This is a genomic window from Polaromonas sp. A23, assembly GCF_002001015.1.
Taxonomy (GTDB): Bacteria; Pseudomonadota; Gammaproteobacteria; order Burkholderiales; family Burkholderiaceae_C; genus Polaromonas.
Genome location: NZ_MUNO01000013.1, coordinates 14,563 through 37,958, shown reverse-complemented (window position 1 = coordinate 37,958; position 23,396 = coordinate 14,563). Strand labels below are relative to the sequence as shown.

Annotated in this window: 29 protein-coding genes; 28 read left to right on the top strand and 1 reads right to left on the bottom strand. The window is 50.8% G+C overall.

What is annotated here, in order from left to right; translation table 11 throughout:
- The first annotated feature begins 324 nt into the window (after nt 1-324).
- From B0B52_RS06825 to flhA, 6 genes are all read left to right on the top strand, one after another.
- Nucleotides 325-930, top strand: coding sequence for a hypothetical protein (locus tag B0B52_RS06825; protein ID WP_168173492.1), 606 nt, complete (start codon nt 325-327; stop codon nt 928-930).
- Nucleotides 931-1,013: 83 nt separating this feature from the next.
- Nucleotides 1,014-1,406: a hypothetical protein gene (locus B0B52_RS06820; RefSeq protein ID WP_139351846.1), complete on the top strand. Its 393-nt coding sequence runs from the start codon at nt 1,014-1,016 to the stop codon at nt 1,404-1,406.
- A gap of 265 nt (nt 1,407-1,671) precedes the next feature.
- A complete protein-coding gene (gene fliQ, locus B0B52_RS06815) occupies nt 1,672-1,938 on the top strand; it encodes a flagellar biosynthesis protein FliQ (RefSeq protein WP_077592878.1) in 267 nt (88 codons plus the stop codon).
- Nucleotides 1,939-1,953: 15 nt separating this feature from the next.
- Entirely contained in the window at nt 1,954-2,718 is a 765-nt protein-coding gene (locus B0B52_RS06810) for a flagellar biosynthetic protein FliR (RefSeq protein ID WP_168173491.1), read from the top strand.
- Entirely contained in the window at nt 2,718-3,809 is a 1,092-nt protein-coding gene (locus B0B52_RS06805; protein WP_077592876.1) for a flagellar biosynthesis protein FlhB, read from the top strand. Before B0B52_RS06810 ends, B0B52_RS06805 begins: the two co-directional genes overlap by 1 nt.
- The gene (flhA, locus tag B0B52_RS06800; protein WP_077592875.1) at nt 3,806-5,854 is read left to right on the top strand and encodes a flagellar biosynthesis protein FlhA; all 2,049 of its coding nucleotides are present in this window, start codon (nt 3,806-3,808) and stop codon (nt 5,852-5,854) included. The genes B0B52_RS06805 and flhA overlap by 4 nt, the downstream gene beginning before the upstream one ends.
- Nucleotides 5,855-5,964: 110 nt before the next feature.
- On the opposite strand, the gene B0B52_RS06795 is transcribed toward flhA, so the two are convergent.
- On the bottom strand, nt 5,965-6,387 hold the full coding sequence (locus B0B52_RS06795; RefSeq protein WP_077592874.1) for a LysR substrate-binding domain-containing protein: 423 nt from the start codon (nt 6,385-6,387) through the stop codon (nt 5,965-5,967).
- 774 nt (nt 6,388-7,161) lie between these two features.
- On the opposite strand from B0B52_RS06795, the gene B0B52_RS06790 reads away from it, so the two are divergent.
- From B0B52_RS06790 to B0B52_RS22045, 22 genes are all read left to right on the top strand, one after another.
- Nucleotides 7,162-7,881: a flagellar hook-basal body protein gene (locus B0B52_RS06790; protein ID WP_077592873.1), complete on the top strand. Its 720-nt coding sequence runs from the start codon at nt 7,162-7,164 to the stop codon at nt 7,879-7,881.
- A gap of 8 nt (nt 7,882-7,889) precedes the next feature.
- On the top strand, nt 7,890-8,669 hold the full coding sequence (flgG, locus tag B0B52_RS06785; RefSeq protein ID WP_077592872.1) for a flagellar basal-body rod protein FlgG: 780 nt from the start codon (nt 7,890-7,892) through the stop codon (nt 8,667-8,669).
- Between the two features lie 3 nt (nt 8,670-8,672).
- A complete protein-coding gene (locus B0B52_RS06780; RefSeq protein WP_139351845.1) occupies nt 8,673-9,569 on the top strand; it encodes a flagella basal body P-ring formation protein FlgA in 897 nt (298 codons plus the stop codon).
- Nucleotides 9,566-10,171 carry a flagellar basal body L-ring protein FlgH gene (locus B0B52_RS06775; RefSeq protein ID WP_077592870.1) on the top strand — a complete coding sequence of 202 codons (606 nt, stop codon included), beginning with the start codon at nt 9,566-9,568 and terminating at the stop codon, nt 10,169-10,171. Before B0B52_RS06780 ends, B0B52_RS06775 begins: the two co-directional genes overlap by 4 nt.
- The gene (locus tag B0B52_RS06770; RefSeq protein WP_077592869.1) at nt 10,168-11,286 is read left to right on the top strand and encodes a flagellar basal body P-ring protein FlgI; all 1,119 of its coding nucleotides are present in this window, start codon (nt 10,168-10,170) and stop codon (nt 11,284-11,286) included. The genes B0B52_RS06775 and B0B52_RS06770 overlap by 4 nt, the downstream gene beginning before the upstream one ends.
- Nucleotides 11,287-11,333: 47 nt before the next feature.
- Entirely contained in the window at nt 11,334-11,702 is a 369-nt protein-coding gene (locus B0B52_RS06765; protein ID WP_168173489.1) for a flagellar basal body protein, read from the top strand.
- A gap of 1 nt (nt 11,703) precedes the next feature.
- A complete protein-coding gene (gene flgC / locus B0B52_RS06760; RefSeq protein WP_077592867.1) occupies nt 11,704-12,153 on the top strand; it encodes a flagellar basal body rod protein FlgC in 450 nt (149 codons plus the stop codon).
- Nucleotides 12,150-12,437, top strand: a complete 288-nt coding sequence (gene fliE, locus B0B52_RS06755; RefSeq protein WP_077592866.1) for a flagellar hook-basal body complex protein FliE — start codon at nt 12,150-12,152, stop codon at nt 12,435-12,437. The genes flgC and fliE overlap by 4 nt, the downstream gene beginning before the upstream one ends.
- An 8-nt stretch (nt 12,438-12,445) precedes the next feature.
- Nucleotides 12,446-13,924 (top strand): flagellar basal-body MS-ring/collar protein FliF, encoded by a 1,479-nt coding sequence (gene fliF, locus B0B52_RS06750; protein WP_168173487.1) that lies wholly within the window; start codon nt 12,446-12,448, stop codon nt 13,922-13,924.
- Entirely contained in the window at nt 13,921-14,508 is a 588-nt protein-coding gene (locus B0B52_RS22055) for a hypothetical protein (protein ID WP_139351844.1), read from the top strand. Before fliF ends, B0B52_RS22055 begins: the two co-directional genes overlap by 4 nt.
- The gene (locus tag B0B52_RS06745; protein ID WP_168173486.1) at nt 14,478-15,422 is read left to right on the top strand and encodes a FliH/SctL family protein; all 945 of its coding nucleotides are present in this window, start codon (nt 14,478-14,480) and stop codon (nt 15,420-15,422) included. The genes B0B52_RS22055 and B0B52_RS06745 overlap by 31 nt, the downstream gene beginning before the upstream one ends.
- 8 nt (nt 15,423-15,430) lie before the next feature.
- A complete protein-coding gene (locus B0B52_RS06740) occupies nt 15,431-16,750 on the top strand; it encodes a FliI/YscN family ATPase (RefSeq protein ID WP_254425658.1) in 1,320 nt (439 codons plus the stop codon).
- An 11-nt stretch (nt 16,751-16,761) separates the two neighbouring features.
- The gene (locus tag B0B52_RS06735; protein WP_077592863.1) at nt 16,762-17,238 is read left to right on the top strand and encodes a hypothetical protein; all 477 of its coding nucleotides are present in this window, start codon (nt 16,762-16,764) and stop codon (nt 17,236-17,238) included.
- Nucleotides 17,228-17,932, top strand: a complete 705-nt coding sequence (locus B0B52_RS06730) for a hypothetical protein (protein ID WP_077592862.1) — start codon at nt 17,228-17,230, stop codon at nt 17,930-17,932. The genes B0B52_RS06735 and B0B52_RS06730 overlap by 11 nt, the downstream gene beginning before the upstream one ends.
- Nucleotides 17,929-18,342 (top strand): flagellar hook assembly protein FlgD, encoded by a 414-nt coding sequence (locus tag B0B52_RS06725; RefSeq protein ID WP_077592861.1) that lies wholly within the window; start codon nt 17,929-17,931, stop codon nt 18,340-18,342. The genes B0B52_RS06730 and B0B52_RS06725 overlap by 4 nt, the downstream gene beginning before the upstream one ends.
- Nucleotides 18,343-18,350: 8 nt before the next feature.
- Nucleotides 18,351-19,544 (top strand): flagellar basal-body rod protein FlgF, encoded by a 1,194-nt coding sequence (gene flgF / locus B0B52_RS06720; protein WP_077592860.1) that lies wholly within the window; start codon nt 18,351-18,353, stop codon nt 19,542-19,544.
- 2 nt (nt 19,545-19,546) lie between these two features.
- Nucleotides 19,547-20,335 (top strand): FliM/FliN family flagellar motor C-terminal domain-containing protein, encoded by a 789-nt coding sequence (locus tag B0B52_RS06715; RefSeq protein ID WP_168173485.1) that lies wholly within the window; start codon nt 19,547-19,549, stop codon nt 20,333-20,335.
- Between the two features lie 25 nt (nt 20,336-20,360).
- The gene (locus B0B52_RS06710) at nt 20,361-20,711 is read left to right on the top strand and encodes a FliM/FliN family flagellar motor switch protein (RefSeq protein ID WP_077592858.1); all 351 of its coding nucleotides are present in this window, start codon (nt 20,361-20,363) and stop codon (nt 20,709-20,711) included.
- A gap of 17 nt (nt 20,712-20,728) precedes the next feature.
- A complete protein-coding gene (locus tag B0B52_RS22050; protein ID WP_139351843.1) occupies nt 20,729-21,169 on the top strand; it encodes a flagellar biosynthetic protein FliO in 441 nt (146 codons plus the stop codon).
- Nucleotides 21,162-21,944 carry a flagellar type III secretion system pore protein FliP gene (gene fliP / locus B0B52_RS06705; protein ID WP_254425657.1) on the top strand — a complete coding sequence of 261 codons (783 nt, stop codon included), beginning with the start codon at nt 21,162-21,164 and terminating at the stop codon, nt 21,942-21,944. Before B0B52_RS22050 ends, fliP begins: the two co-directional genes overlap by 8 nt.
- Complete coding sequence (locus tag B0B52_RS06700; protein ID WP_139351842.1) at nt 21,941-22,705, top strand: sigma-70 family RNA polymerase sigma factor; 765 nt, start codon at nt 21,941-21,943, stop codon at nt 22,703-22,705. The genes fliP and B0B52_RS06700 overlap by 4 nt, the downstream gene beginning before the upstream one ends.
- 71 nt (nt 22,706-22,776) lie before the next feature.
- Complete coding sequence (locus B0B52_RS22045; RefSeq protein ID WP_139351841.1) at nt 22,777-23,352, top strand: hypothetical protein; 576 nt, start codon at nt 22,777-22,779, stop codon at nt 23,350-23,352.
- Nucleotides 23,353-23,396: the final 44 nt, after the last annotated feature.

The following is a 23,396-nucleotide window of genomic DNA, read 5'->3' as shown; positions in this document are numbered from 1 at the left end:
CATGGCCCATTTTTTGCGGGAGGTTGCTACCCTGGCGCCAAAGCTGGCCAAATCGGATTTTGAAATGGGCACCTGAAGCGACCCGTCGATGGTCGGATACGCAAAGCGGCAATCTGATGAGATGAGTGTAGGATTCCCGTAGTGGCATCAAGAATGGTCTGCTGCCGGAGTAGGCGCCACAGGTCATTGAGGCGGGATATGTAAGATCGGCTGATTATGTCGAATTGGGCCGGTTGCTAAGGAGCATTGATGTGTTTTAGTTATGCTAGGAGACCTACGGCCTGTTAGGGCTTGTCCCAATTATTCCCTTATATAGAGGCTATCGTGGCACATAATCTTGATCGGCTTGACGCGGAGGAACTCTTTTCTCTGGCTTTGGAAAGAGTAAACAGCAATGCCCACGGCGAAGCAATTGACTATCTCAAACGTGCTCTGGATTTGAATCCTTCCGATGCCGGGGCTTGCTATTTGCTCGGCGCTGAATACGCTCAGATCGGCATGATGGATCGTGGGCTGGAATTTATGGCCAAGGCAGTCAAGCTGGATCCTCAATTACATACAGGGGTTTTCCAATTGGGGTTGTTATATCTCTCATCGGGGCGGCAAGCTGAAGCGGCGATTACCTGGCAAGGCCTGGATGGTCTGGGAGAAGATCACCCGTTGGTATTGTTTAAATCCGGTCTTGAAGCCCTGGAACGGAGTGAATTTGATATCTGCCGCCAAATGCTGGAGCGCGGCATCAAAGGTAATATGGTAAATCCTGCGTTGAATGTTGATATGACTCGGGTACTTGAGAAGCTGAGCACAATGCTTGGTAACCAAGCTGTCGTTGGCGACAACGAAGCTTCCATTCCCGGCGCGAAACCTGAAGCGGCGGTCCCGGGCGAGCATTTCTTTATCTCTGCCTATCGTGATAAAGAGTCTCACTGAGCTAGCAGGGTACATTAATCAGGCTAACCCTGCTTAAACGCGTCTACGTGTATCTATGTGCCTCGCATAAATAACGCAAATTTATGACTATAAATTCTGTTTCACATGTTGCCCAGTTAATCGAAGTCCTGCGGCGCGAGATGGGTTCCGTCAAAGAATCCCAGAAGGCTGCACCAACCGAGCAGATTGCGCGTCAAATGCTGGCGCTGGGAAACCCCCGCTTTGACCTGGAGGCTCTTGAAAAGAAGATGCGAGCACGCATCCAGAAGCTGTCGCCCGATGTGGATCGATCTCTTGATGCCTCAGTGCGGGTATTCATCGAAGGTGTGTTGTTGTGGGAGTTCGGTGACGATCTGAATCAGGATCCACATTTTTATCAAATGCTGGATGAAATTGTGCCCAAAATTTGTGAGAACAAGGACTTGGCGAATAAATTCCATCAGCTATTTTCTGACATGCAATCCAGGCAACGCTGAAGCCAAAAGCCCGCAGAGGGGTTAGAAGAACTTCCTGAAAATCCATAAGGGTTATTCAGGGGATGGAGTGATTGGACCAAGGGAGTTCCCTTATTTCGTCGGTATGTCTACTTGGGTACACTAATCGCCTCTGTTAGATCGTGAGACTTTGGCGAAAGGGCTTAGCGGTTTATCAAGAATAATTAGTGTAACGATACAGATGCCGGGCCATATAAGAAATACCGTTGCAACGGTATTTTGAAAAACTTACGAGGAGGAGCGAGCTATGGGAAGTGATCTAGCGCTTCAACTCATGGGAGAAATGCTGTGGACGGCGGTGCTCGTATCCGCGCCGATGCTGTTGGGTACTTTGCTCATAGGCCTCTTTATCAGCATATTCCAGGTTGTGACCCAGATTCAGGAAATGTCTTTGGCGTTTGTTCCAAAGCTCATTACAGCGGTAATAACGCTTGTGGTATTTGGGCCATGGATGCTGCGGAGGATGATTCAGTTCTCCACCTCTGTCATTAGCAACATTCCCCAGTACTTCTGATACCTGATACGCGCCGTGCATCTAACAGTCGCACTGTCGGTCGTCTTAGCAACACTTCTGGTTAGTGTCAGACTTTCTCCGCTTTTTATTCTCGCGCCCGTGTTCGGGAGCATGCAGGTTCCAGCACACCTGCGGGTTTTCCTGATATTGGCTTTGTCATTGCTGATGGCATTGGCCCTGCAGTTGCAGCCGGTAAGTTTTCCGCTGACTCCGGGAGCATTGATAATCGCAATGGCCGGTGAACTCCTGGTTGGAGCAGCACTTGCTGCGGGAGTGATGATTCCTTTCGCCGCTTTTTCCTTCGGGGGACGCCTGCTCGATTTACAAATTGGTTTCGGGGTGGCTTCGCTGCTCGACCAAGCGACTCGCGCTGCCACACCTTTGATTGGTACAGCCTTGCAGATGATGGCTGTGGCAATGTTCTATCTGCTGGATGCGCACCATGTCCTGATTCGTGGGGTCGCATTTTCATTTGAACGCATTCCGCTCGCCAGCGGAATTGCACATCTGGATATCGGTTTTCTCGTTGCATATGGTGGGACGCTTTTTTCGCTGGGCTTTATCCTGATTGCACCTGTAGTTGCGGTACTGTTTTTTGTGGATGTGGGAATGGCCGTGATGTCCAGAACCATGCCACAAATGAATATTTTCGCTTTGGGTATTTCGGTCAAGGTCTTGGTCGGCATGATCCTTCTTGCCATGAGCATCCGATATATGGGGGGCGTTGCGATGAAGATATTCATGGCGACATTTCAGTTCTTTGACCGGGTATTGCAGTAATGGCCGAACAAGAACAAAACCCTAGCGAAAGCGCCACGCCCTACAAGCTTGAGCAGGCACGCAAGCGCGGCTCTGTCTCGCGCAGTCCGGAAATCACTACTGTGGCCATCATGTTGTGGGTAGCTGCGAGTACGCTGTTCATGGGCCACATACTTGTGCGCAACTCCCTGGATATCTCAAGTCAACTATTCAATCAAGCTGGCCGGCTCAGTTTTGCGGAAACGCAGGTTGGACACTGGTTTCCAGGCGTCATACGAGATGGAGCCATGCTGATCATTCCCTTTCTTTTGGGTACCGTGATTGTCGGGATACTCATTAATTTCATCCAATCCGGTCCCGTCTTTACTACCTATCCGCTGAAACCTGATTTCAACCGCATTAACCCCATAGCCGGATTTAAAAAAATTCTTACCGTCCGGATATTTGTGGAGGCATTCAAAACCACGCTTAAAGCCGTCCTGATGGGGACGGTGCTCTACTTTTTCATTCTGGGGATTTTGCCTTTGGTTACCCGCATGTTTCAGGCGGAGATTGTGCAGTATCCGGCTTTCCTGATCGACAAAAGTAGCGGATTGCTATTCAGATTGGTTGCCATACTTGCGGTTATTGCCCTGCTTGATTTGATTTACACGCGCTGGGATTTCGCCAAGCGCATGCGAATGAGTCGCAGAGAAGTACGCGATGAGCACAAGCAGCGTGAGGGAGATCCGCGCATTCGCCAGAAAATTCGCGAGTTGCAGCGTGAAATGCTCAAACGCGCATCAGGACTTGGAAAAGTAAAGGACGCAGATGTTCTGATTACCAATCCAAGACGTCTTGCCATTGCATTGCAATACAAGCGTGGTGAAATGGCTGCTCCCAGAATTGTTGCCAAGGGAGCAGGTGAATTGGCGGATCATATCCGGTCGATGGCAAGGCGGCATCGAATTCCCATCGTTGAAAACAGAAAGCTGGCGCGTGCCCTTTTTCGGGATAGTGGAATTGAACAACCATTGAAGGAAAAATATTTCTCGGAGGTTGCCCGGATTCTGGTCTGGGCAGAAACCCTGCGTAAGCAACGTAATGCTTCCGCTCTTGAGGTCACGGCATGATCGACGCATTGAAAAAGGGGTTCGGGCGAAACACCGACATGATTCTGGTCGCGATTCTGATCGGGATCATTGTGGTTTTGTTTGTACCGATCCCGACATATCTTCTAGATATTCTGCTGATCGCAAATATCAGCTTTGCGCTGCTCATCCTTCTGCTGACGTTCTACATGGAACGGCCGGTGGAATTCTCCACATTCCCATCACTGTTGCTGGTAGCCACTTTATTCCGGCTGTCGCTGAACATTGCCGCTACGAGATTGATTCTGGGCGGTGCTGATGCGGGGAAAGTTATTGAGACAATTGGCAGCTTTGTTGTTGGCGGTAATTACGTTATCGGTCTTATCGTTTTCTTGATTCTCGTTGTCGTGCAATACGTGGTTGTTACGAGCGGTGCGCAAAGGGTCGCTGAAGTTGCCGCGCGATTTACGCTGGACAGCATGCCGGGCCAGCAAATGAGTATTGATGCCGACTTGAACATGGGTTTCATCGATCAGGTTGAGGCCCAGAGACGCCGCAAGAACATCATGAAGGAAGCGAACTTCTATGGCTCCATGGATGGAGCCAGCAAATTTGTAAAAGGCGATGCGATCGCCGGCATCATCATTCTGTTGATCAATATCGTGGCTGGTCTGGCAGTTGGTGTTGCGCAAATGGGCATGCCATGGCTTGAGGCACTGCAGACATTTACATTGCTGACGATCGGTGACGGAATCGTGACCCAGATACCGGCTTTGATTATTTCCATCGGTACAGGGATCATAGTGACCCGATCGGGAGCCGATACCCATCTGGGTCAGGAGGCGCTTGATCAGGTCACACATTTTCCAAAGACGCTGTTTATTGTCATGGGCATGCTGTGCATTCTGGCTGTGTTGCCGGGAATTCCAGTCCTCCCCATTCTTGTTCTGTTACCCATTTTTGGTGGCCTGGCCTGGTATGCAACCAATCGGGCCACGGAGCACGCGCTGGAAGATGAAACAGAATCAGAAGCCATCATCAAGGCAGATGAAGCCTCAATCGAGGAGCATTTGCTGGTTGAGCCAATTGAAATCGAGGTTGGACAGTCATTGATTACGATAGCGGCCGGCGAGGATTCGGCGCTCATGGAGAGAATCGCGACCCTGCGCAAACAGCATGCGCTTGATTCCGGTTTCATTATTCCCAAAGTGCGTGTGCGCGACAATAAAAAATTGGCTCCGGAAAAATATCAGATTGCGATTTATGGCGCACCTGTTGCAGAGGGGACCATCCATCTTGGTTTCCTGCTGGCCATTCACCCAGGTGGACAGAGAGTGAAGCTGGAGGGTGTAGAGACCAAGGATCCGACATTCGGACTTGCAGCCACCTGGATTTCAGAGGATCAACGCGAAACGGCAAAAGCCGGTAATTACACATTGGTTGACCCGCTGACGGTATTCATGACGCATCTGGGGGAAGTCATACGCAAGAACGCTGCAAACCTCCTTACGCGTACCGAAACAGAACGGATGGTTGAGCGCATGCGCAAAAAACAGCCCGGGCTGGTGGAGGAACTAATCCCTGGGATTCTTTCATTAAGTGAGGTGCAAAAGGTACTGCAGAATTTGCTGCGTGAAGCAGTTTCCATACGTAATCTTGAGGCCATTCTGGAAGTCTTGGTAGATGCAGGTCGTTCGAACAAGGACCCGGAGCTACTTACAGAACTTGTGAGACAGCGGCTTGCGACAACGATCTGCCGAGGTCTTCAGGGCAACGCTCCACAATTTAATGTTTTGACACTGGATCCAGCCATTGAGCAATCCATCGCAAGCAGTATAAAAAGTGTTGACTCGAAGACCCGGCTGATACTTGAGCCTCGTTTTGCAGAACAGGTACTGACGGGACTGGCGGCTCAAGTGGAAACGATGGCAAAAAACAATCTGATGCCGGTTCTGCTTTGCGCCCCGGAACTGCGACGTCATCTGAAAAGAATCACGGAAAGGGTGTTGCCCCATCTGGCAGTCATATCCATGTCGGAAATTCCGCAAGACATGGACATCAAGTCGTTTGGCGTTGTTACCCTCTGATTCGTCGGCATTGCACCGGTGCGCGGAGCAAGACGGGGCGCAACCGGTAACGCGGCGGGTTTGCAACCACGGCGGGCTCCATCCCCCACGCGCAACTTGCAGGCGCGCAATCACGTCCGCGGCTTGCTTTGCTCGATGACCCACTGCTCGAACCGATCGGCAGCCATGTGCGGGCCGAGCGACCGCCGCCGGCAAAGGTAATAACCGCGTCCAGTGGATGTCCTGATGGGCAAGGGCGCGACCAGGAGTCCGGAGCGCAGCTCGTCCTCGATCATGCAGCGCTGGACAAGGGCCACGCCTAAACCCGCCAAACCGCCAATCACGAGATTCATGACCGAATCGAATCCCGTGGTGAGGGAGCCGTTGCGCAAAACGATACGCGCCTTGCGCGCCCAGACGGACCAATTCTCGGGATGGCTCGAGTGATACAGAAGCGGTTGCGATAGGAGATCCTCCGCAAATCGGATCCTCGCCGCGATTTCCGGCGTGCAAACCGGAATCACCTCGCGCCCGATTAAATACCGTGCGGAAATCTGTCGAGGCCAGGTGCCTTGCTGAAGGAACCCGCCCTCGCGACGGCCAGGAAAGCCTGGAGTTCGATCAAGGACGGGGTGCGAAGACGCGCCATGGCTGTATTACCGCGCCATGGCTGTATTACATCATGACATAAGCCTTGTGTAAGAAGTTGTTTGTCCCTTCGCGTCCCGCAGCATACATTTTGCTACTCCATACACAAAAGATACCAACATGACAAATCGTCGAACATTGGTCCATGAGTCTGGACGACGCCAGGGTAAAGATCGAAGCAATCAAACCGCCGGAATTTCTACCTTCTGACTGGTACTGACTTGGGGTCAGGGGCACCCCCATATAAGCCAACTCCGCGCACCATTGCTCTGCCAAATTTTTCTAAACCACATCACATCAACGCACGCAGTAAGCCCCTAAGCCGTCAGCCTGCCGTCAGGTACTGCAATGGAAATCCCTATGCTTGTTATGGTGCTATTGTAATACGATTGAGTATACCAGGTAGCGTGAATAGCACACAGGCATAAGGTGAATAACACACAGACATGAGTCCACAGTCAACAAACATTCATAAAAAAAACCCCCAGATACAGAGAATCTCCAAGAGCTCGGATAGGCCCGTCCGGCCGGCCAAGGTTTGTTCCCTTTAGCCAAATCCCGCTCCATAAATTTAAGAGTGAAAGCCCGGCGATTAGCAGTGGCTTAACTGAGGCTTTCAGACGACATCGCGGGGATCTCGCAACCGACAGGTATAAAAAAATGAATCATGGAGATAAGAAATGAACGAAGTGATGGCGATTGCAGCGGAGAGCATGACTCTGGACACCGCCAGATTGCAAAGCATTGCGCAAAATCTTGCCAATGTCACGACTACCGGCTTCAAGCGTTTGGCCGTATCGAGAAGTCCTTTTATTGTGGCATTTGATGACGCCCTATCCGCAGTTTCGATTTCTGCAGCGGAAGAGAGATCGTCGATGGATTCCAAGGCCGGCGCTATGCGCAGGACGGACAATCCGCTTGATCTTGCTATTGAAGGCGGGGGATTTTTTGAGGTACAGACACCTCAAGGCACCCGGTATACCCGTGCGGGCATGATGCAGATCGATCATGATGGCGCTCTTGTTACACAGGCGGGTGATGTAGTCGGTGGAACACAGGGAAAAATTATGCTTTCCTCGGCGAATCCCATCATTGACAAATTGGGCCGAATTTTTGAGAAAGACAAACAGATCGGCCAGATCAAGATCGTGCAGTTTTCCGATGCACGGCCTCCCGACTACTTGGGCGAAGGTCTTTATTCCGCAAGTGAATCCTCAATTGCCAGCGAACAGGGGCTGCCTAGCCTACGCCAGGGTTTTCTTGAGGCGTCAAATGTCTCGTCAACACATGAAATGATCAAAATCATCGAGACGATGCGACATTTTGAATCCATGCAAAAGGTGGTTCAGGGCTTTGATGATTTTTCTGACACAACATTACGCCGTTTAGGCGAATTCTAGGAGGCAGCATGAATGACGCACTCTATATCGGCGCAACTGGCATGGCCGCTCAGCAAAAGGCCGTCGATGTTGTTTCAAACAATATCGCCAACGTCAATACCACGGGTTACAAGAAAGATCGAGTCTCCTTTCAGGATCTCATGTACCGAACTGTTGTTCCGAAAAATGTACTGGACAGCGTAGGGGCGGCCGGTGACAGATTCGGCACGGGCGTAGCCGTCGCAGGCATCGGTAAAGCTTTCTCGCCTGGTGAACTTAAAAGTACCGGTAATGCGCTGGATGTCGCAATCAACGGCCAAGGTTTTCTGGAAGTGATCATGCCCGATGGCAATACGGCGTATACCCGCGCCGGCACGCTGGAAGTAACGTCCGATGGATTGCTGGCAGTGACCGGTGGCTTGCCACTGAAGCAAATGTTGCACATACCCCCGGATGCCCAAAATCTGAAAATTGGTCCGGATGGTGTTATGAAAGTAACCGTTCCGAATACAACAACTCCAATCGAGATCGGCAAACTTGACTTGAGTCTCTTCACCAACCCGGTTGGACTCAATCCCATCGGCAGCAATCTGTATCTGGCCACCGAGCGATCGGGCGAGGTGATTGCAGCGCGGCCGGGTGAATCAGGTGCAGGGTTGTTTGCACAGGGCTTTACTGAATCCTCGAATGTTAGTCTCGTGGAGGAAATCGTCAATTTGATGCTGGCACAACGCGCATACGAAGTGAATTCGAAGGTGATTCAGGCGGCCGATGAAATGATGGGTATGAGCAACAACCTGCGGCGATGATAAATGTTTTCAAGACTTGCACTTGTCGGTTTGATGTTTCTGGGATTGAGTAGCCCGTGCAGGGCAGCGATCGTGCTGTCCTTCATGGAATTTTCCGAAGTCAGCGCGGAGCGTATTCGTGTTTCCGATATTGCAACGGTGAAGGGAGACATGCCTGGCGTAACCGAGCTGCTCAATCTTGATCTGGGACAGGCGCCTTATCCTGGAAGGGTCGATCGCGTGAAGGTAGCTAGCGTCATTGCCTGGATTAAACGCCGATTGCCCCAGTTTGAACAGTTGCAGTGGGAGGGGCCTGCGGAAGTTGCATTGCGCACGAAGGAACATACGATCCCATTTGTTGAAGTGGCAGACCTGACTCATAAGACCCTCATCGCGCGACTGGGTATTGCGGGAAAAATAATTGAACTGGATTCAATGGCACGCAGAAAAGATCTTGTGGTCCCTGATCGGGCATACCAACTGACTGTGGCGCGCATTGAAATGGATAGAAAATGTCAGCGACTGACAACTGTGACGCAGGCAGTTGCAAATAGTCGTATTGTTGCTTCATTGCCTTTGCAGTTCGCGCTGGTTGCCGAACCGAAGGATGCGCAGCTTAACGAGATGGCTGATTCTGAAGAAAGCAATTTGTCATCGCAATCGGATGAAGCATGCAACAAAATCAGGAAAGCCATACTGGAGCAGCAACAGCAAGGCAATGGATATGCAATCAGGCAACTTTCGCCCATAACGGTTGAGCTGCGTACCGCCGGACTGACACTTGAGACTTCCGGCATAGCACTGGGTAATGCGAGCGTAGGCGATTTGGTCAGAGTTCGTCCGACAGAAGGTCCAGGACAGTATTTGGCAAAAGTAATAGCACCCGGACGCGTTTTCGTAACGACAGGGATATCGCGATGAGCCCATATCGATTCATGGTTGCCTGTAGTGTCTGCTTGGCTGGAATTGCATCACCAGCAATTGCAGATTCTCTGTTCGACCAATCGGCCTATCGTTCTGCAGCAGCGGACCGGAAGGCCTATCAGGTGGGTGATGCTTTAACCATACTGATCCTGGAGAACACAAGCGCGCAGACCTCGGCACAAACTGTCACCACAAAAAGTGGTGGCCCTTCATTCAAACTCTCACTGCCCAGCGTTTCCGGGATAGGTCTTAAAGAGACCAGCAAAAATGCGTCCATCGGGATGCAGGAAGATTTCAGCGGGCAAGGGAATATTGCAAGATCCGGAAAGCTGTTGGGCACGATTACTGTAATCGTGCAGTCGGTTGAAGCTAACGGTGACCTGAACGTCAAGGGCGAGCAACTGATAGAAATCAATGAAGACAAGCAGGCGATCAAGCTGGAAGGTCGGGTGAGGACGTCAGACATACGGGAAAACAATACGCTTGACTCAACGCGCATCGCGAGCGCGAAGATCAGCTATGTTGGCGATGGCGTTCTTGCGACGCGTCAACGTCCCGGCTTTTTGAGTACCTTGCTGACGATGCTGGGACTGCTATGAAAGCAGTTTTATTTTTTGTGCTTTTTATGTTGGAGGTATGTGTGGCATTGCCCGCGCATGCGGTAGGCGAATACTTGCGCATCAAGGATATTGCTCGCCTGCAGGAGTGGAGGAGTAACCAGCTTGTTGGCTATGGCCTGGTAAGTGGTTTGGCGGGTACGGGCGACTCTATGCGCAATCCCGCGACCCGGCAATCGCTGGCCAATATGCTCAAGCAGTTTGACCTGACGGTGCCTGTAGATCAGATTCAGAGCCGTAACGTAGCGATCGTGATGATCATGGCAGATTTGCCGGCTTTCGCTCAAAAGGGTGATCGTGTTGACGTGACGGTTACCTCTGCAGGAGATGCGCGCAGCCTCGTAGGCGCTAGCCTGATGATGGCCCCGCTCAAGGGAGCAGATAACAAGGTACATGCACTGGCTCAGGGGGCTGTCTCGGTTGGGGGATACAAGTACGATGCCAATGGCAACGTGTTGCAAAAAAATCATCCGACGGTCGGCATGATCCCCGCCGGGGCAATCATCGAGGTGCCAGTCAATACATCGATGCTTGATGCACCAACTTCTGTGCGCCTGAAACTTTCAGAACCTGATTACACCACGGCAAGCCGTGTGGCGCGTGCAATCAATAGTGCCTTTGCTCGCCCCATTGCTATAGCGCGTGATGCGGGAATGGTCGAGGTCGCGGTTGACGAAGGCGAAAGCCAGCGCTTCGTGGAGTTCATGACCAAGCTTGAAAACGTGATGATCGAGCCGGATTCGCGTGCGCGGGTTGTCGTTAATGAACGTACCGGTACGGTCGTTGCCGGCGCTGGCATCAAATTGTCCCGCGTCACTATTGCGCATGGCGATATCAAGTTATCGATTGTTACCGAAAATCAAGTTTCGCAGCCGACCTTTATAGGTAGAGCCGGGTCTGGTGTGCACACGGTAGTCGTACCCAGTTCCCGAATTGAAGTAGCTGAGGCAAATCAGTCGATTACGCAATCAGGTACTTCTGTCGGTGATCTGGTGCAGGCGTTGAATAAGGTCAAGGTCAGTACGCGAGACATCATTGCAATTTTGCAAAGCATCAAGGCGGCAGGCGCATTGCATGCCGATCTGATCATTCAGTAGATTGATTGCGGTACCTGTGAATGCGTAGGTACAAAAGGAGAATAGATATGGCCGACAGTTTATTTGGAAGCGGATTCGCACTGGCAAGGGTAGCACTGGATGCAGCAACGATGCGCCATGAAACGATCGCTGCCAATATTGCAAATATCAATACTGAGGGCTACACGCCACTCAAGGTTGGTTTTGAGGAGTATCTCGATAGGGCTGATATTGCCCGCGCTGACTGGTCGTTGAGCCGAAACGCGGTGACGCCGGTAGTCGAACCGGATTTATCGACTGCAAGCATATCGCCCCAAGTGGCATTGAGTACCGAAATTGTGAAGTTGAATGCAAACACAATTCAGTATCAGGTGCTCGTGAAGGCCATGTCTCGCGCAGCCTCCGTACTGCAAATCGCTATCTCGGAGGGAAAGTAAAATGGATTATCGAACAGCTTTTGCAATTAGTGCAGCAGGCATGCAGGTTGAACAGACGCGCTTTAACATTTCGGCCCTGAACCTCGCGAACGCCAATTCGACGATGGGCGCGGACGGCCGCGTTTATCGCGCTCAGCGAGTTATCACGAGCGCCGGGTCTGGAAATATTGGAGGTTTCAATCAGGTCTACACCGCATGGAAAAATGCAAATGCGGGGCTTGCAGGTCCTCACGTAGAAGACGTGGTTGAGCAAAATTTGGCTCCGCGTCGTGTGCTTGATCCGGGACATCCCGCTGCAGATGAAAAAGGATTCGTCGAACTGCCTGGTGTAAACCCCGCGACGGAAATGGTGACACTCATGAATTCATTGCGCGCTTACGAGGCTAATGTCGTTGCGATGAATGCAGCCAAGAGCATGACCCTGAAGGCACTCGAAATTGGAGGCAAATGATGATTGATATTGTAAGTGCGATTCAAAGCCCGAATGCCTCGCTTGCTGTGCAGCAACCGACACAGAGTGATTTCTCAACATGGTTCAGCAATGAGATTGCTCGGGCAAATCAGGCGCTTGGTACGGCAGACAGTCAGCTGAAACAATTGGCAGCAGGCGATCCGATTCCCGTACATGAGGTGATGCTTTCACTGGAAGAAGCTCAACTGACATTTCAGCTTGTAACTCAGGTGAGAAACCGCCTTCTTGAAGCCTATCAAGACATTCTCAAAATGCAGATATAAGAAATATCGTGTTTCAACAGCTTAAGCTTCGCTGGGAATCCAGCACAACGCGATCTAAAACTTTCCTGCTAGGCGGGGTGGTGGCGATTTTCCTGCTTTTCTGCAGCCTGACCTATTGGGCAATCAGGGACGATTATCAGGTTCTGTTCTCCAACATGGAGCCACAAGATGCCGCGCAGATGGTCGCGGAACTCGACAAACAGAAAATCCCCTATCGTCTGGCAAACGATGCGACAACTATCCTTGTAGACAAGGACGTTGTACATAAAACCCGTCTGAAACTGATGGGGAAGGGGATGACCCTGAAAGGAAATGTCGGATTCGAGCTATTCAACAATACCGATTATGGGACCACCGAGTTTGCGCAGAAGGTCAATTTTCAGCGTGCACTGCAAGGTGAATTGTCGCGCACCATCTCGGCAATGGACGAGATCAAGTCCGCACGCATTCATCTGGTCTTGCCGGAGTCCGGTTTGCTACGCCGTCAGGGCAGCAAGGCAAAGGCATCTGTCAGCCTGCTGATGAAGGGGGATGCGCAGTTGTCTGCCGAGCAGATTGCTGGAATACAGCGGCTAGTTGCGGCAGCTGTTCCAGAGATGGATTCCGGCGCAGTCACTATTCTGGATCAGCGTGGTGTCGCGTTGACACCTCTCAATGGTACGGATAGTGCAGCGGCATCAACCAGCGGCAAGCTAGAAGTTAAAAAGGAAATCGAATCCTATCTCACCAGAAAGGTGGTGGGGTTGCTGGACAAGGCATTGGGTCCGGGAAAGGCCTTGGTCAGTATAGATGTCACATTGAATTATGACCAGATCAAGATCACGACGGAAGACGTTTTTCCGGAGGGCGGTGGAGTGATCCTGAGGCGAAAACAATCACAGCAATCACAGCAATCACAGCAGGGTTCGTCGCTTCGGCTTGGGAATGTCACAGATCCAAAAAACCATTCGACCGACCGGCCGATACCAGACAGAAGCTCTCCTTCGTCCAGCATGGTGGATGTTGAGTATCAAAACAGTCGGCGTGTCGAACAAATCGTTGGCGATCCGGGAAACGTAAAGCGAATCAGCGTTGGCTTGCTGTTACCGGGCGGCGTCAGCAAAGGTCAGGTCGTGCAGATCAAGGAAGTTGTTGAAATGGCTGTTGGATTGAATTCATCGAGAGGCGATGCAATTGCGGTGCATTCGGTTGATCAAATCATGTCTGCTCCGAGCGTGGCCGTCGAGCGAACAGACAATGCGCCGATGGTGGACAAAAATGTTCCGAAAAAAGTCATGCATCCGGATGCTGGGTATACCGTCATATGGCTTCTGGCGCTTTTTATGGTGTGTCTCCTCATAGCTGGTGGAGTAATTGCGACAAGCAGATTGCGCAAATCGAAAAAGAAAGGATCGCTATCGCCGACAGAACGCGAGCGCGCCTTGCAAAAAATCATGGAATGGGCCGACAGTGAACTTTCTGAAATACGGACGGTGGACTCAAGATGAGCGGCGCAATTAAAAAAGCGGCGCTGCTGCTGCACGGGCTCTCCGATGCGGATCAACGCTGGATACTCAGTCGCTTGCCGCTGGACATACGCGGGAGAATGACGCCATTGCTGATTGAACTTAATGAATTGGGTTTTGACATGACCGAATTCCGGGACATCAGTGCAGACGCTGTTGTGCAACAGCTTTCAGTTTCTGATCCGGATAAGTGGAATGAGGGGCTGAAAAACTACAGGCGGGCCGTCGATCGCGTCGACAGTTGTTTACCGCGGACAATAATTCACTGGGCTTCGGGCGAAACAGACTGGGTTATCAGCCAGATACTGACGCATCGTGAATGGTCCTGGACCATTCACTTCACGAATGCACTACCGCCCTATCGGCGAAAACGGATCGAAAAACTATACAAGGAAGTTACTCGGCTCCCCCAAAAACTGGGGGAACGGCTTATACAGCAGCTGGATCTTACACTTCAACAAATTGAACCGCTTGCTTCGCATTCCGATTTGGGATGGAAACTGAATTCCGGGGCAAGAAACGGAGGAGTTGGGCAATGGCTTCGATCATTCGTGCTACGCACATAAGTACTGACGCCGTTACGCTGGGTGTTCCGTTGCCTTTTGGTCCCGGTGGCAGAAAGATGCGCCCGGTATCAATGAAAGACCGCGCAGCGGAAATGCGCAGTTTTGACGGGGGCGACGATGAAGTTATTGCTGTCGAAGCGCGCAGTGAAGAATTTCGCCTTGGCGAAGAGAAAGCCGACGGAGGTTTTGAAGAGTTAGAACACGCTCCAGCTGTAGATCCTATGGAAGGAACGGGTGAGGGGGTAGGGGAGGCATATGGCCATCCTGAAGAACCTGAAGATAGTGCCCCAAATGAATACGAAGAAGAGTCGCTACGGCATGTCGCGGAGATTGAGGAACTGCAGCAGCGATTGATCGCCTCAGAAGAAATGCTCGCGGATGTCCGTGCGCAGATTGAGTCGGAATCTGAAGAGATTCAGAGCGAGGCGAGAAAAACCGGATTTGAGCAAGGTCTTGCGGAAGGGATGGACGCTGCGCAAGAGCAGATAGAAATGGAAATTCAACAGCTGCGGAGTATCGCGGAACAACTTTCTGGACTTGAGCAACAGGCCATTGAAGTTGCAGAAGATAGCCTGATCGAAATGACCTATATGGCTGTATGCAAGCTGCTTGGAAACGCAATTATTGATGGCGATGCCATCAAGGGTGTCGTGTCCCAGCTGATTGAACGAACAAGAGGAATGCGAGTAACCAGAATCCGCTTGCGTTCGGAAGATTGCAAGAAAATCCTTGATCTTGTGGCGTCCGGCGCATTGGGCGGAGATTGCAAAAGAATCGAATTCCAGCCAGATGATTCGATCGAGATCGGCGGCTGCATATTGGAAGGGGACGCAGGGACTCTGGACGGGCGTCTTGAGAGCCAGTTGGAAAATCTGAAAGCTACGCTGCTTGCAGCGCGTGCAAGCAGTATTTGAGAGTGCACATGATGCGCATGGAAAATCTTGGTCGATATACCGATATTGTTCGAGATACAGACCTCGTAACTCGATCAGGGCGGGTGAGCGATTGCCATGGGTTGATTATTGAATCCGTGGGCCCGCTTGCGCACATCGGCGAGATTTGTGAAATTCAGCCTCAATTCACCGATCTTCCAGTACAGGCGGAAGTCGTTGGCCTGAGAGCAGGCAAAGTGCTGCTCATGCCATATAGCGATCTTCGAGGCGTAGGTGGGGGCAGTGAAGTTGTTGCCAGGGGACAATCGCCCGGAATTTGCGTGGGGGATGGGCTGCTGGGGCGTGTAATAGATGCGTTCGGCAAGCCGATGGACTCAAAAGGGCCTATTGCTTCGGAGAAAAACTATCCGATTCGACCGCATCCCATCAACCCGCTGTCAAGATTGCCCATCAAGGATGTTGTACATACCGGTGTCAAGGCGGTTGACGGTTTTTTGACGATCGGCAAAGGGCAAAGAATAGGTATTTTTTCCGGAAGCGGGGTTGGCAAGAGCACCTTGCTCGGCATGATTGCTCGTAATGTTGATTGTGATCTTGCAGTTATTGCCCTGGTGGGCGAGCGTGGAAGAGAGGTGCCGGAGTTCATCGAGAAGAATCTCGGGGAACGCGGGTTGCAGCGATCTGTAGTCGTTGTGGCAACGTCGGATCAGCCGGCCTTGACTCGAACAAGAGCTGCCTTTGCTGCTACCGCAATCGCTGAATACTTCCGTGATCGCGGTAAGAATGTTCTGTTGATCATGGATTCAGTGACGCGTTTTGCCATGGCGCAACGTGAGATTGGTCTGGCCATTGGGGAGCCGCCAACCGCGCGGGGTTACACGCCCTCTGTTTTCAGCTTGTTGCCGGCGTTGCTTGAGCGATGCGGCACTTCAATTTCCGGCGGTTCGATTACTGCCTTATATACAGTATTGATGGAGGGCGACGACCCGCATGACATCATGGTTGATACTCTGCGATCGATTCTTGACGGACATATTGTTCTTTCCCGTGAACAAGCCAATCACGGCCAATATCCGGCGATAGATTTGCTTGCCAGTATTAGCCGACTAATGCCAGTCATTATTAGCGGTGAAGAATATCAACTAGTTCAGCGCGCGCTTAGCCTGCTTGGTACGTATCAGAGAAATAGGGATATGGTTGAACTTGGCGCGTATAAAGCCGGAACGAACGTCGAAATTGACAGGGCGATTCAGTTCTTCCCAAAAATACAGGAATTGCTGTGTCAGGGACGAGACGTAGCAGTATCCCGCCAGCAGGTCATCGCAAATCTGAGCAGCATATTAGCTTAGGGATTTAGAAAATGACTGTACCCGCTTTTAAGTATGGACTTGCCGCACTGCGGCGCCTGGAGACTTGGCGGCGCGATGAATTGTCAAATGAGCTGACCGGCTTGAAAGGGCAGCACAAGCAACAAATTGATGAACAGAGGCAACTTGAAGCGTTGATTCTTGAGCTTGAAGGCTGGCTAATCAGCTTGCTTGAAGAGCAACCCATGTTCTGGATCGAAACGCGAGAGGCGGTAACCAGCTATCTGGTTGAGCAGCGTGATAACAAGGAACGCCTACTTGATGAAATTCAGCGTCTGTCCGATGCAATTACGGAGGTCACGGAAAAGGTCGTTGAAAAACGGCAGTCTGAGCGCATTCTTGAGAAGCATTACGAGCGAGGGCTGGAGCGGTTCCACAGGGAGGGGCAACGTCAGGAAGCAAAGATACTGGATGACCTCTGGCTGAATAAATTTGTGCGTTTCCAGGCCGGAATGAAACATGGAAATTAGTAAGGCAATTCGGGGACTTTTGGGTGAAGTTGCGCGCATGCCAAGTCAGGAAAGACTTGCCAGCGAGCGGTGGCAGCGGGAATTCGAACGCATGAATGCAGAGGCGCTGGCTAAAACCAAGGTTATTCATCACGCACCGGTTGTTGGTACCTCGGAAGTGAATACTGCAGTTGATTTAAGCGGCGTAGAAAAACTGATGCGGCGCGATGTCCATGTTCATCCTGATCCATATGGAGAGACATCGCCGATTGAGCGCTCCAACGATACGGTTCAACTGGCTAGTGAGCAGGGCGCTACAGGCGCTGGAAACAGCATTTTCAATGCGTCAACGGATTTTCCGTCTGCCGTACAGAAAGATAATGTTGCAGGCGTGATCGAGTCCAAGGTTGCAGAGTCGATAGCTGAAGAAAAGCTTCGCGCAATCCTGAAAAACATGGAAGCGCTTCCAGCGTTGTGGAAAAAAAAGAACATTCATTGCGAATTGACCAAGGATGGCCTTGTTGTCTGGGTCCGTAACGCGGGCATCAATAAAAGTATGGGATATCAGCTTGCCAGGAAACTGAGCAATGAGCTTGAATCCAGCGGATTGCATCCGATCCGGATTTATCTTAACGGCAGACTTTCGTATTCAGGCGGAACCGTCTATCAAACCACTACGCCAATTAATGATTTAACAAATGGAGGCTTGAAATGACAGTCGCATTGCTCGGTAGTTCGGCATCACAGGCGCCATCGACGGCACTGCAGTCCAGCAGCATCAACCAGGAAGATTTCCTCAAGCTGCTGTTGACGCAATTGAAGTTTCAGGATCCGCTGAAACCTGTAGACAACACGGCATTTCTCGCGCAACTGGCGCAATTTTCCTCTCTGGCACAGACCAAGGCTCTCGATGACAAGATAGGCCAGCTTCTGAGTATCCAGTCCGCCACGCAGTCGATCGGACTGCTTGGGAAAACGGTAGAGGTGACTACTTCGACGGGCAACGTGGTTGGCCAGGTGACAACATTAAGTCTGCCCGATGGCGTGCCGTCATTGACAGTAACGGATTCCACGGGAGCCGTCCTGACAGGAATCTCTCTGAGCCAGATCACGGTTGTACGTTAGGAGAAAAAATGCTTGATTCAATTTATGTCGCGTTGACCGGCTTGTCGACCTTTCAAAAAGGGCTGAACACCATCAGCAATAACGTCGCCAATCTGAATACGCCCGGATACAAGGGACGAGAGCTTCTTTTCTCGGATCTCTATTACCGTTATGAAGCTGGTTCAGATGGTGGAAACACGACGACACCCTATACAAAGGGGAGCGGCGTCACGTCGGGTGGCGAGCATCTTCTGCTGGCACAGGGCACGATCAATTCCACCGGCAACGATCTGGATCTTGCAATCAATGGCAATGGTTTTTTTGTGCTGAACCAGAACGGGGAGCAGGTTTATACGCGTGATGGACAGTTTGAGTTCAATAGTCAGGGGATACTGAAATCCAGGGGCACGGATAACTCTGTGCTGTTTTTGAACGGCAGTGGCGGATTGAACGAACTGGACATTAACACTTTCCGGACGAGCCCAGGAAAAGCAACAACGACCGTTACGTTCAAGAATGGCCTGTCGACCCTTACGACCCCAACATATACAACCACTGCCAGCGTATTTGATTCCGCAGGTGGAGCACATACGATTTCCCTGACATTTACAAACAATACGGGAGTAACCGCAGGAAGCTGGCTTGTCGATGTTGCGGAAAACAGCGTACCGCTGACGCCGCAGCAAGAAATACGATTTAACGGTGTGGGCTTGCCAATTGCAGGTTTTGATCAATTCTCCTTTGCATATCAGCCTTCAATTTCGGTAGCCAGCACAACACTGAATCTGAATTTCAGTGGTACGGCCGGTCTTACTTCGGGCGCATCGAGTCTGGCATTGAATTCGCAGAATGGCTTTGGGCCCGGTGCGTTGTTGAAGGCAACTTTTGATACAAAAGGCACTGTCAAATTTGCCTATTCCAACGGTCAGACTGTCAACGGGCCGCGCATAGCATTGGCGGCATTCAATTCGATTTCGGCACTGCAGCCACTCGGCGGAAATCTGTTTAAAAATGCAAACGATCAACCCATAGTTCTGGGAAATCCCGGCGACTCACTGTTCGGTACAACGACCGGAGGGAGCCTCGAATCTTCAAACGTGGACCTTGCCGGGCAGTTCAGCCAGCTGATTGTCGCGCAGCGTGGTTATCAGGCTGCATCGGAAGTGATTACCGCTGCCAATGAAATGCTGCAGCAGCTGCTTCAGGCTCGCAGTGGGAAATAATGATGTCAACCTATCCTTTCAGGCTTCACGGGCATTCTGCTCTGCAGAAAGTGGTCGTCGTTCTGGAGACACTTCTAGGTACATGGACAGAAAACTGGTTCGGCAAGAAAGAAGTAGCTGCAATTACTCTGGAGCCAGCCGGTCAATCCATTGACATGGCGGTTCTTTCTGCGCTCGACTGGTACGAGTATCGGCATGAAAAGCATACTGTTTTTTATGCAATGAGTGCCGGCTTCGCGAGCAATCTGGCAGCGATTAATGGGTGGGGCGGAACAAGAGCCCAAAACGATGAATCCACGGTGTGGAAAGAGGTCGTAGTTAGCGCTGTGGAATCGCTAGCGTCCATGATGATTACTTCTGCAGTGTCTCAGTCAACAGATCCAGCCGGCAATACGTCGCCTTCAATTGTGTTGCAAACCAAATGGTTCTCGCGTGGTTCAGGCTATCTTGTTGCCCGGATAACGCTGGATGCCGGATATCTCTGTTTTATTGTCGCACCCGCCCTGGCATCTGCATTGATTGGACCTAGAAATTTTGCCCGGCCTATTTCGAGGATGGAATCCAGAATAAGTGCATTGAAAGCACAGCACGTTGGCATTGATGTTGTCGCCGAGACCATGGAAGTGTCGTTGGGCGAAATTCAGAATCTAGCGAAGGGAAATGTGATTCGACTGAATATCCCTGTTAACCAATCATTTGATTTAAGGAACGGGAATGGCGTATTGGTTGGCAAGGGTTATCTTGCCGACGTAGACGGATACAAGGCAGTTCAGCTTGCACACATGGAATGAATTTAATTAACGAGGGCTATCAGGAATGAATAAAAGACTATCTATTGCACAGGCGCAGGATGATGAACCAAACGTCAGTCCAGTGCACTTACAGAAAATAGAAGGAAGTCCCGGGAGCGGGGCCGCGCTATTCGGCGGCGATATTTCTCTGATCAAGGATGTCAAGGTGAAGCTGGAGGTATTTGTAGGTCATGCAGACATCACCGTTGGCGAATTATTTGCGCTCAAAGAGCATTCGGTTGTAAAGCTGGATGCCTCGACGGATGCCTCCGTTGAAATCAGGCTGGATGGAAAAATCATTGCGCGCGGTTCCCTGGTTGTCGTTGACGACAATTTAGGCGTGAATATCGAGGAAATCCTCTCCGCATCCAATTAACAAGTTGGTTAGGGAAAATGGTGCAAATCCGCTTAAGAAAAGCCATCTTTTCGTGCATGTGGCCCGCGCTGCTTGCTTTGACATTATTGCCCTTGCAGGTTTTTTCGGCGGGACAGGTGTCTCCATCCGTCGAGAAACATCCCTTGCCATTCAAAGTCGATGCAACCGGAACGGGAACTGACGAATGGAGAGTTCTTGGAACTTTGCTGGTGCTTGTCGGGGGAGCGGCAGCAGTTCTCTTTTTCTTGCGAAAACGCTTTCCGGGAATCAGCAGTTTTTCAACAACCGGAAAAATAATCAAGATCGTTGAATCCAGGCATATATCGCCTCGGCTTGCGTTGTATCTCGTGGAAGTAGGGCGCGATCGAATTTTACTAGCGCAATCCGGCGATCGTATTACCCCATTACCTCTCTCAAAAGAGGCAGCGGTGCCAGACGAAGAGAATTTTTGTGGCTAATTCGCTGTCCTTTTTTTGTGGACAAAAAGGCCTGCGTATTGCCGTCGGCGCGGCATTCGTTCTGCTATTCGCTTCAACAGGCGCCATAGCTGCAATAGAGATAGTGCCCGGAATTTCGCTTGACGTCATTTCATCAAAAGCTGGACCTGGCCTGGCGACACCGCTAAAAATACTACTGGGACTCACGCTGCTGAGCCTGATCCCGGCTCTGCTTATTGCAGTCACTTCGTTCTCCCGCATTATCATCGTTCTATCAATGTTGCGACACGCGCTCGGAACGCAGGAAACCCCTCCAAATACTGTTCTGATGAGCTTGGCGCTTTTCCTGACATTGTTCACGATGACTCCTGTGCTGGAAGAGATCGACAAAACGGCATGGCAACCTTATCAAGCCGGGAAATTTACCGAGCAGCAGGCGCTGACGGCAGGCATCGACCCGCTTCGTCAATTCATGCTGCGCCAAACACGTGAACAGGATCTTGGCCTGATGGTCGAGATAGCGCGCGCCGAGATTCCAACAACTATTTCCGAAGTCAAGTTGCTGCATTTGATCCCGGCTTTCATGCTGAGTGAATTGCGAACCGCATTTCAGATCGGGTTCGTCATTTTTCTGCCTTTTTTGTTGATCGATCTCGTGGTTTCCAGCGTGCTTATGGCATTAGGGATGATGATGGTGCCGCCGATGACAGTATCCCTGCCGTTGAAAATCCTGATGTTCATCCTGATTGATGGCTGGGGTTTATTGATCAGAGCTCTGGTGGGAAGCATAAATTGACTTCGTTGCGGGAACAGCTGTCCAAAGGCGCACAGAGAGATCCCCTCGAACTCAATGCGCTGTGGCATTCGTTTGCTGGAAGCCGAGACGGCCATAGCCGCGAAATGTTGATTGAAACGTACGCCGAATTTGCGCGAATGTTGACTGCGCAGCTCTATGCCAATCGCCATGTCAGGGAATTGGAGTTTGATGATTTCTTTCAGTATGCACTGGTTGGTTTGATGGAAGCCGTTGACCGTTTTGATCCGATTTTCGGTGTGGATTTCAAGGCATATGCGAGCGCCAGAATCAGTGGCGCGGTACTGAGCGGCGTAGACAAGCTCTGCGAGCAGCAGCAGCAAATATCATTGCAGAGTCGGATAAAAAGGGAACGCATTCAGTCTCTGACCGAAATAGGAGAAGACGCAGGTATCAACGGATCTCTTTTCCAACAACTTGCGGAAACTACCATCGGACTTGCGATTGGCTATTTTTTGGGTGAATCCGGCATGTATCGGGCCCATGAGCAGCAAACCGACTGTCCAGGCTATCAGAGATTCGAGCTGAAGAAGTTGTGCGAAACTATGTCCGCACTTGTGGAAAAATTACCTGTTCAGCAAGCGCATGTCATCAAGGGCCATTATTTTCATGGCCATGCTTTTGTGGATATTGGCCGCAGTCTTGGTATTTCAAAAGGGAGAGTTTCCCAGATTCATAAAAGGGCCTTGATAGAACTTCGGCTCTTATACGAAAAGGGCGCGCGACTAAATAAGCTGTTGTGATTGCCTTGCCGCTGTAATGCTTAATCCGCAAGATTTACCAATCAGACTAAATAGATGCGATTGCATTATCAGTGGATATTTATACAAAAAGCCCTGTAATTGGAGAGCAACCGCTTGAGGGTGGCGTACTCAATCTTCGAATCTCAGGATTTTCCAGTCAAGCGATTGTCTCAATTGCCGATATTGTTTCTGCGGTAGATGCGCTTCCGGGCCATCATCTGAAAGGTTTGCGCGAAATTGTCTACGCACCTTATCTATCGTCTACATTACGCAGCCTTTATACCGGCCGTCCAGGCTACTCTCCGAAGGCCGAATTTATTCAACGCGAACGCAAGATTATTTTTTACGACCTATGCGGCTACGATCTTTTTCATCACATTCTTTACCACGAGATAGGGCATTTTGTTTTTTTTCTAGCGCTCAATAGCCAGGTGAAAAAGCGCTGGGTAACTAAAATTTTTCCGCAGTCCCCATGCATCACGGATTACGGCGCACTTAATGCCTGTGAAGATTTTTCGGAAACCTATGCCAGTTATATGTGTAATGCTGAGGCACTCAAAAAATTTCCTCGAAAATATGAATTCATGCGAGAGTTTGTTTTTTCTGGGCGACGGGAAACTTTCAAGGAAAAAAATTGTTCCCCTTGACGGAGCTATTCAGAATTCAGGAATTTTTACTAACTTTACTGAAG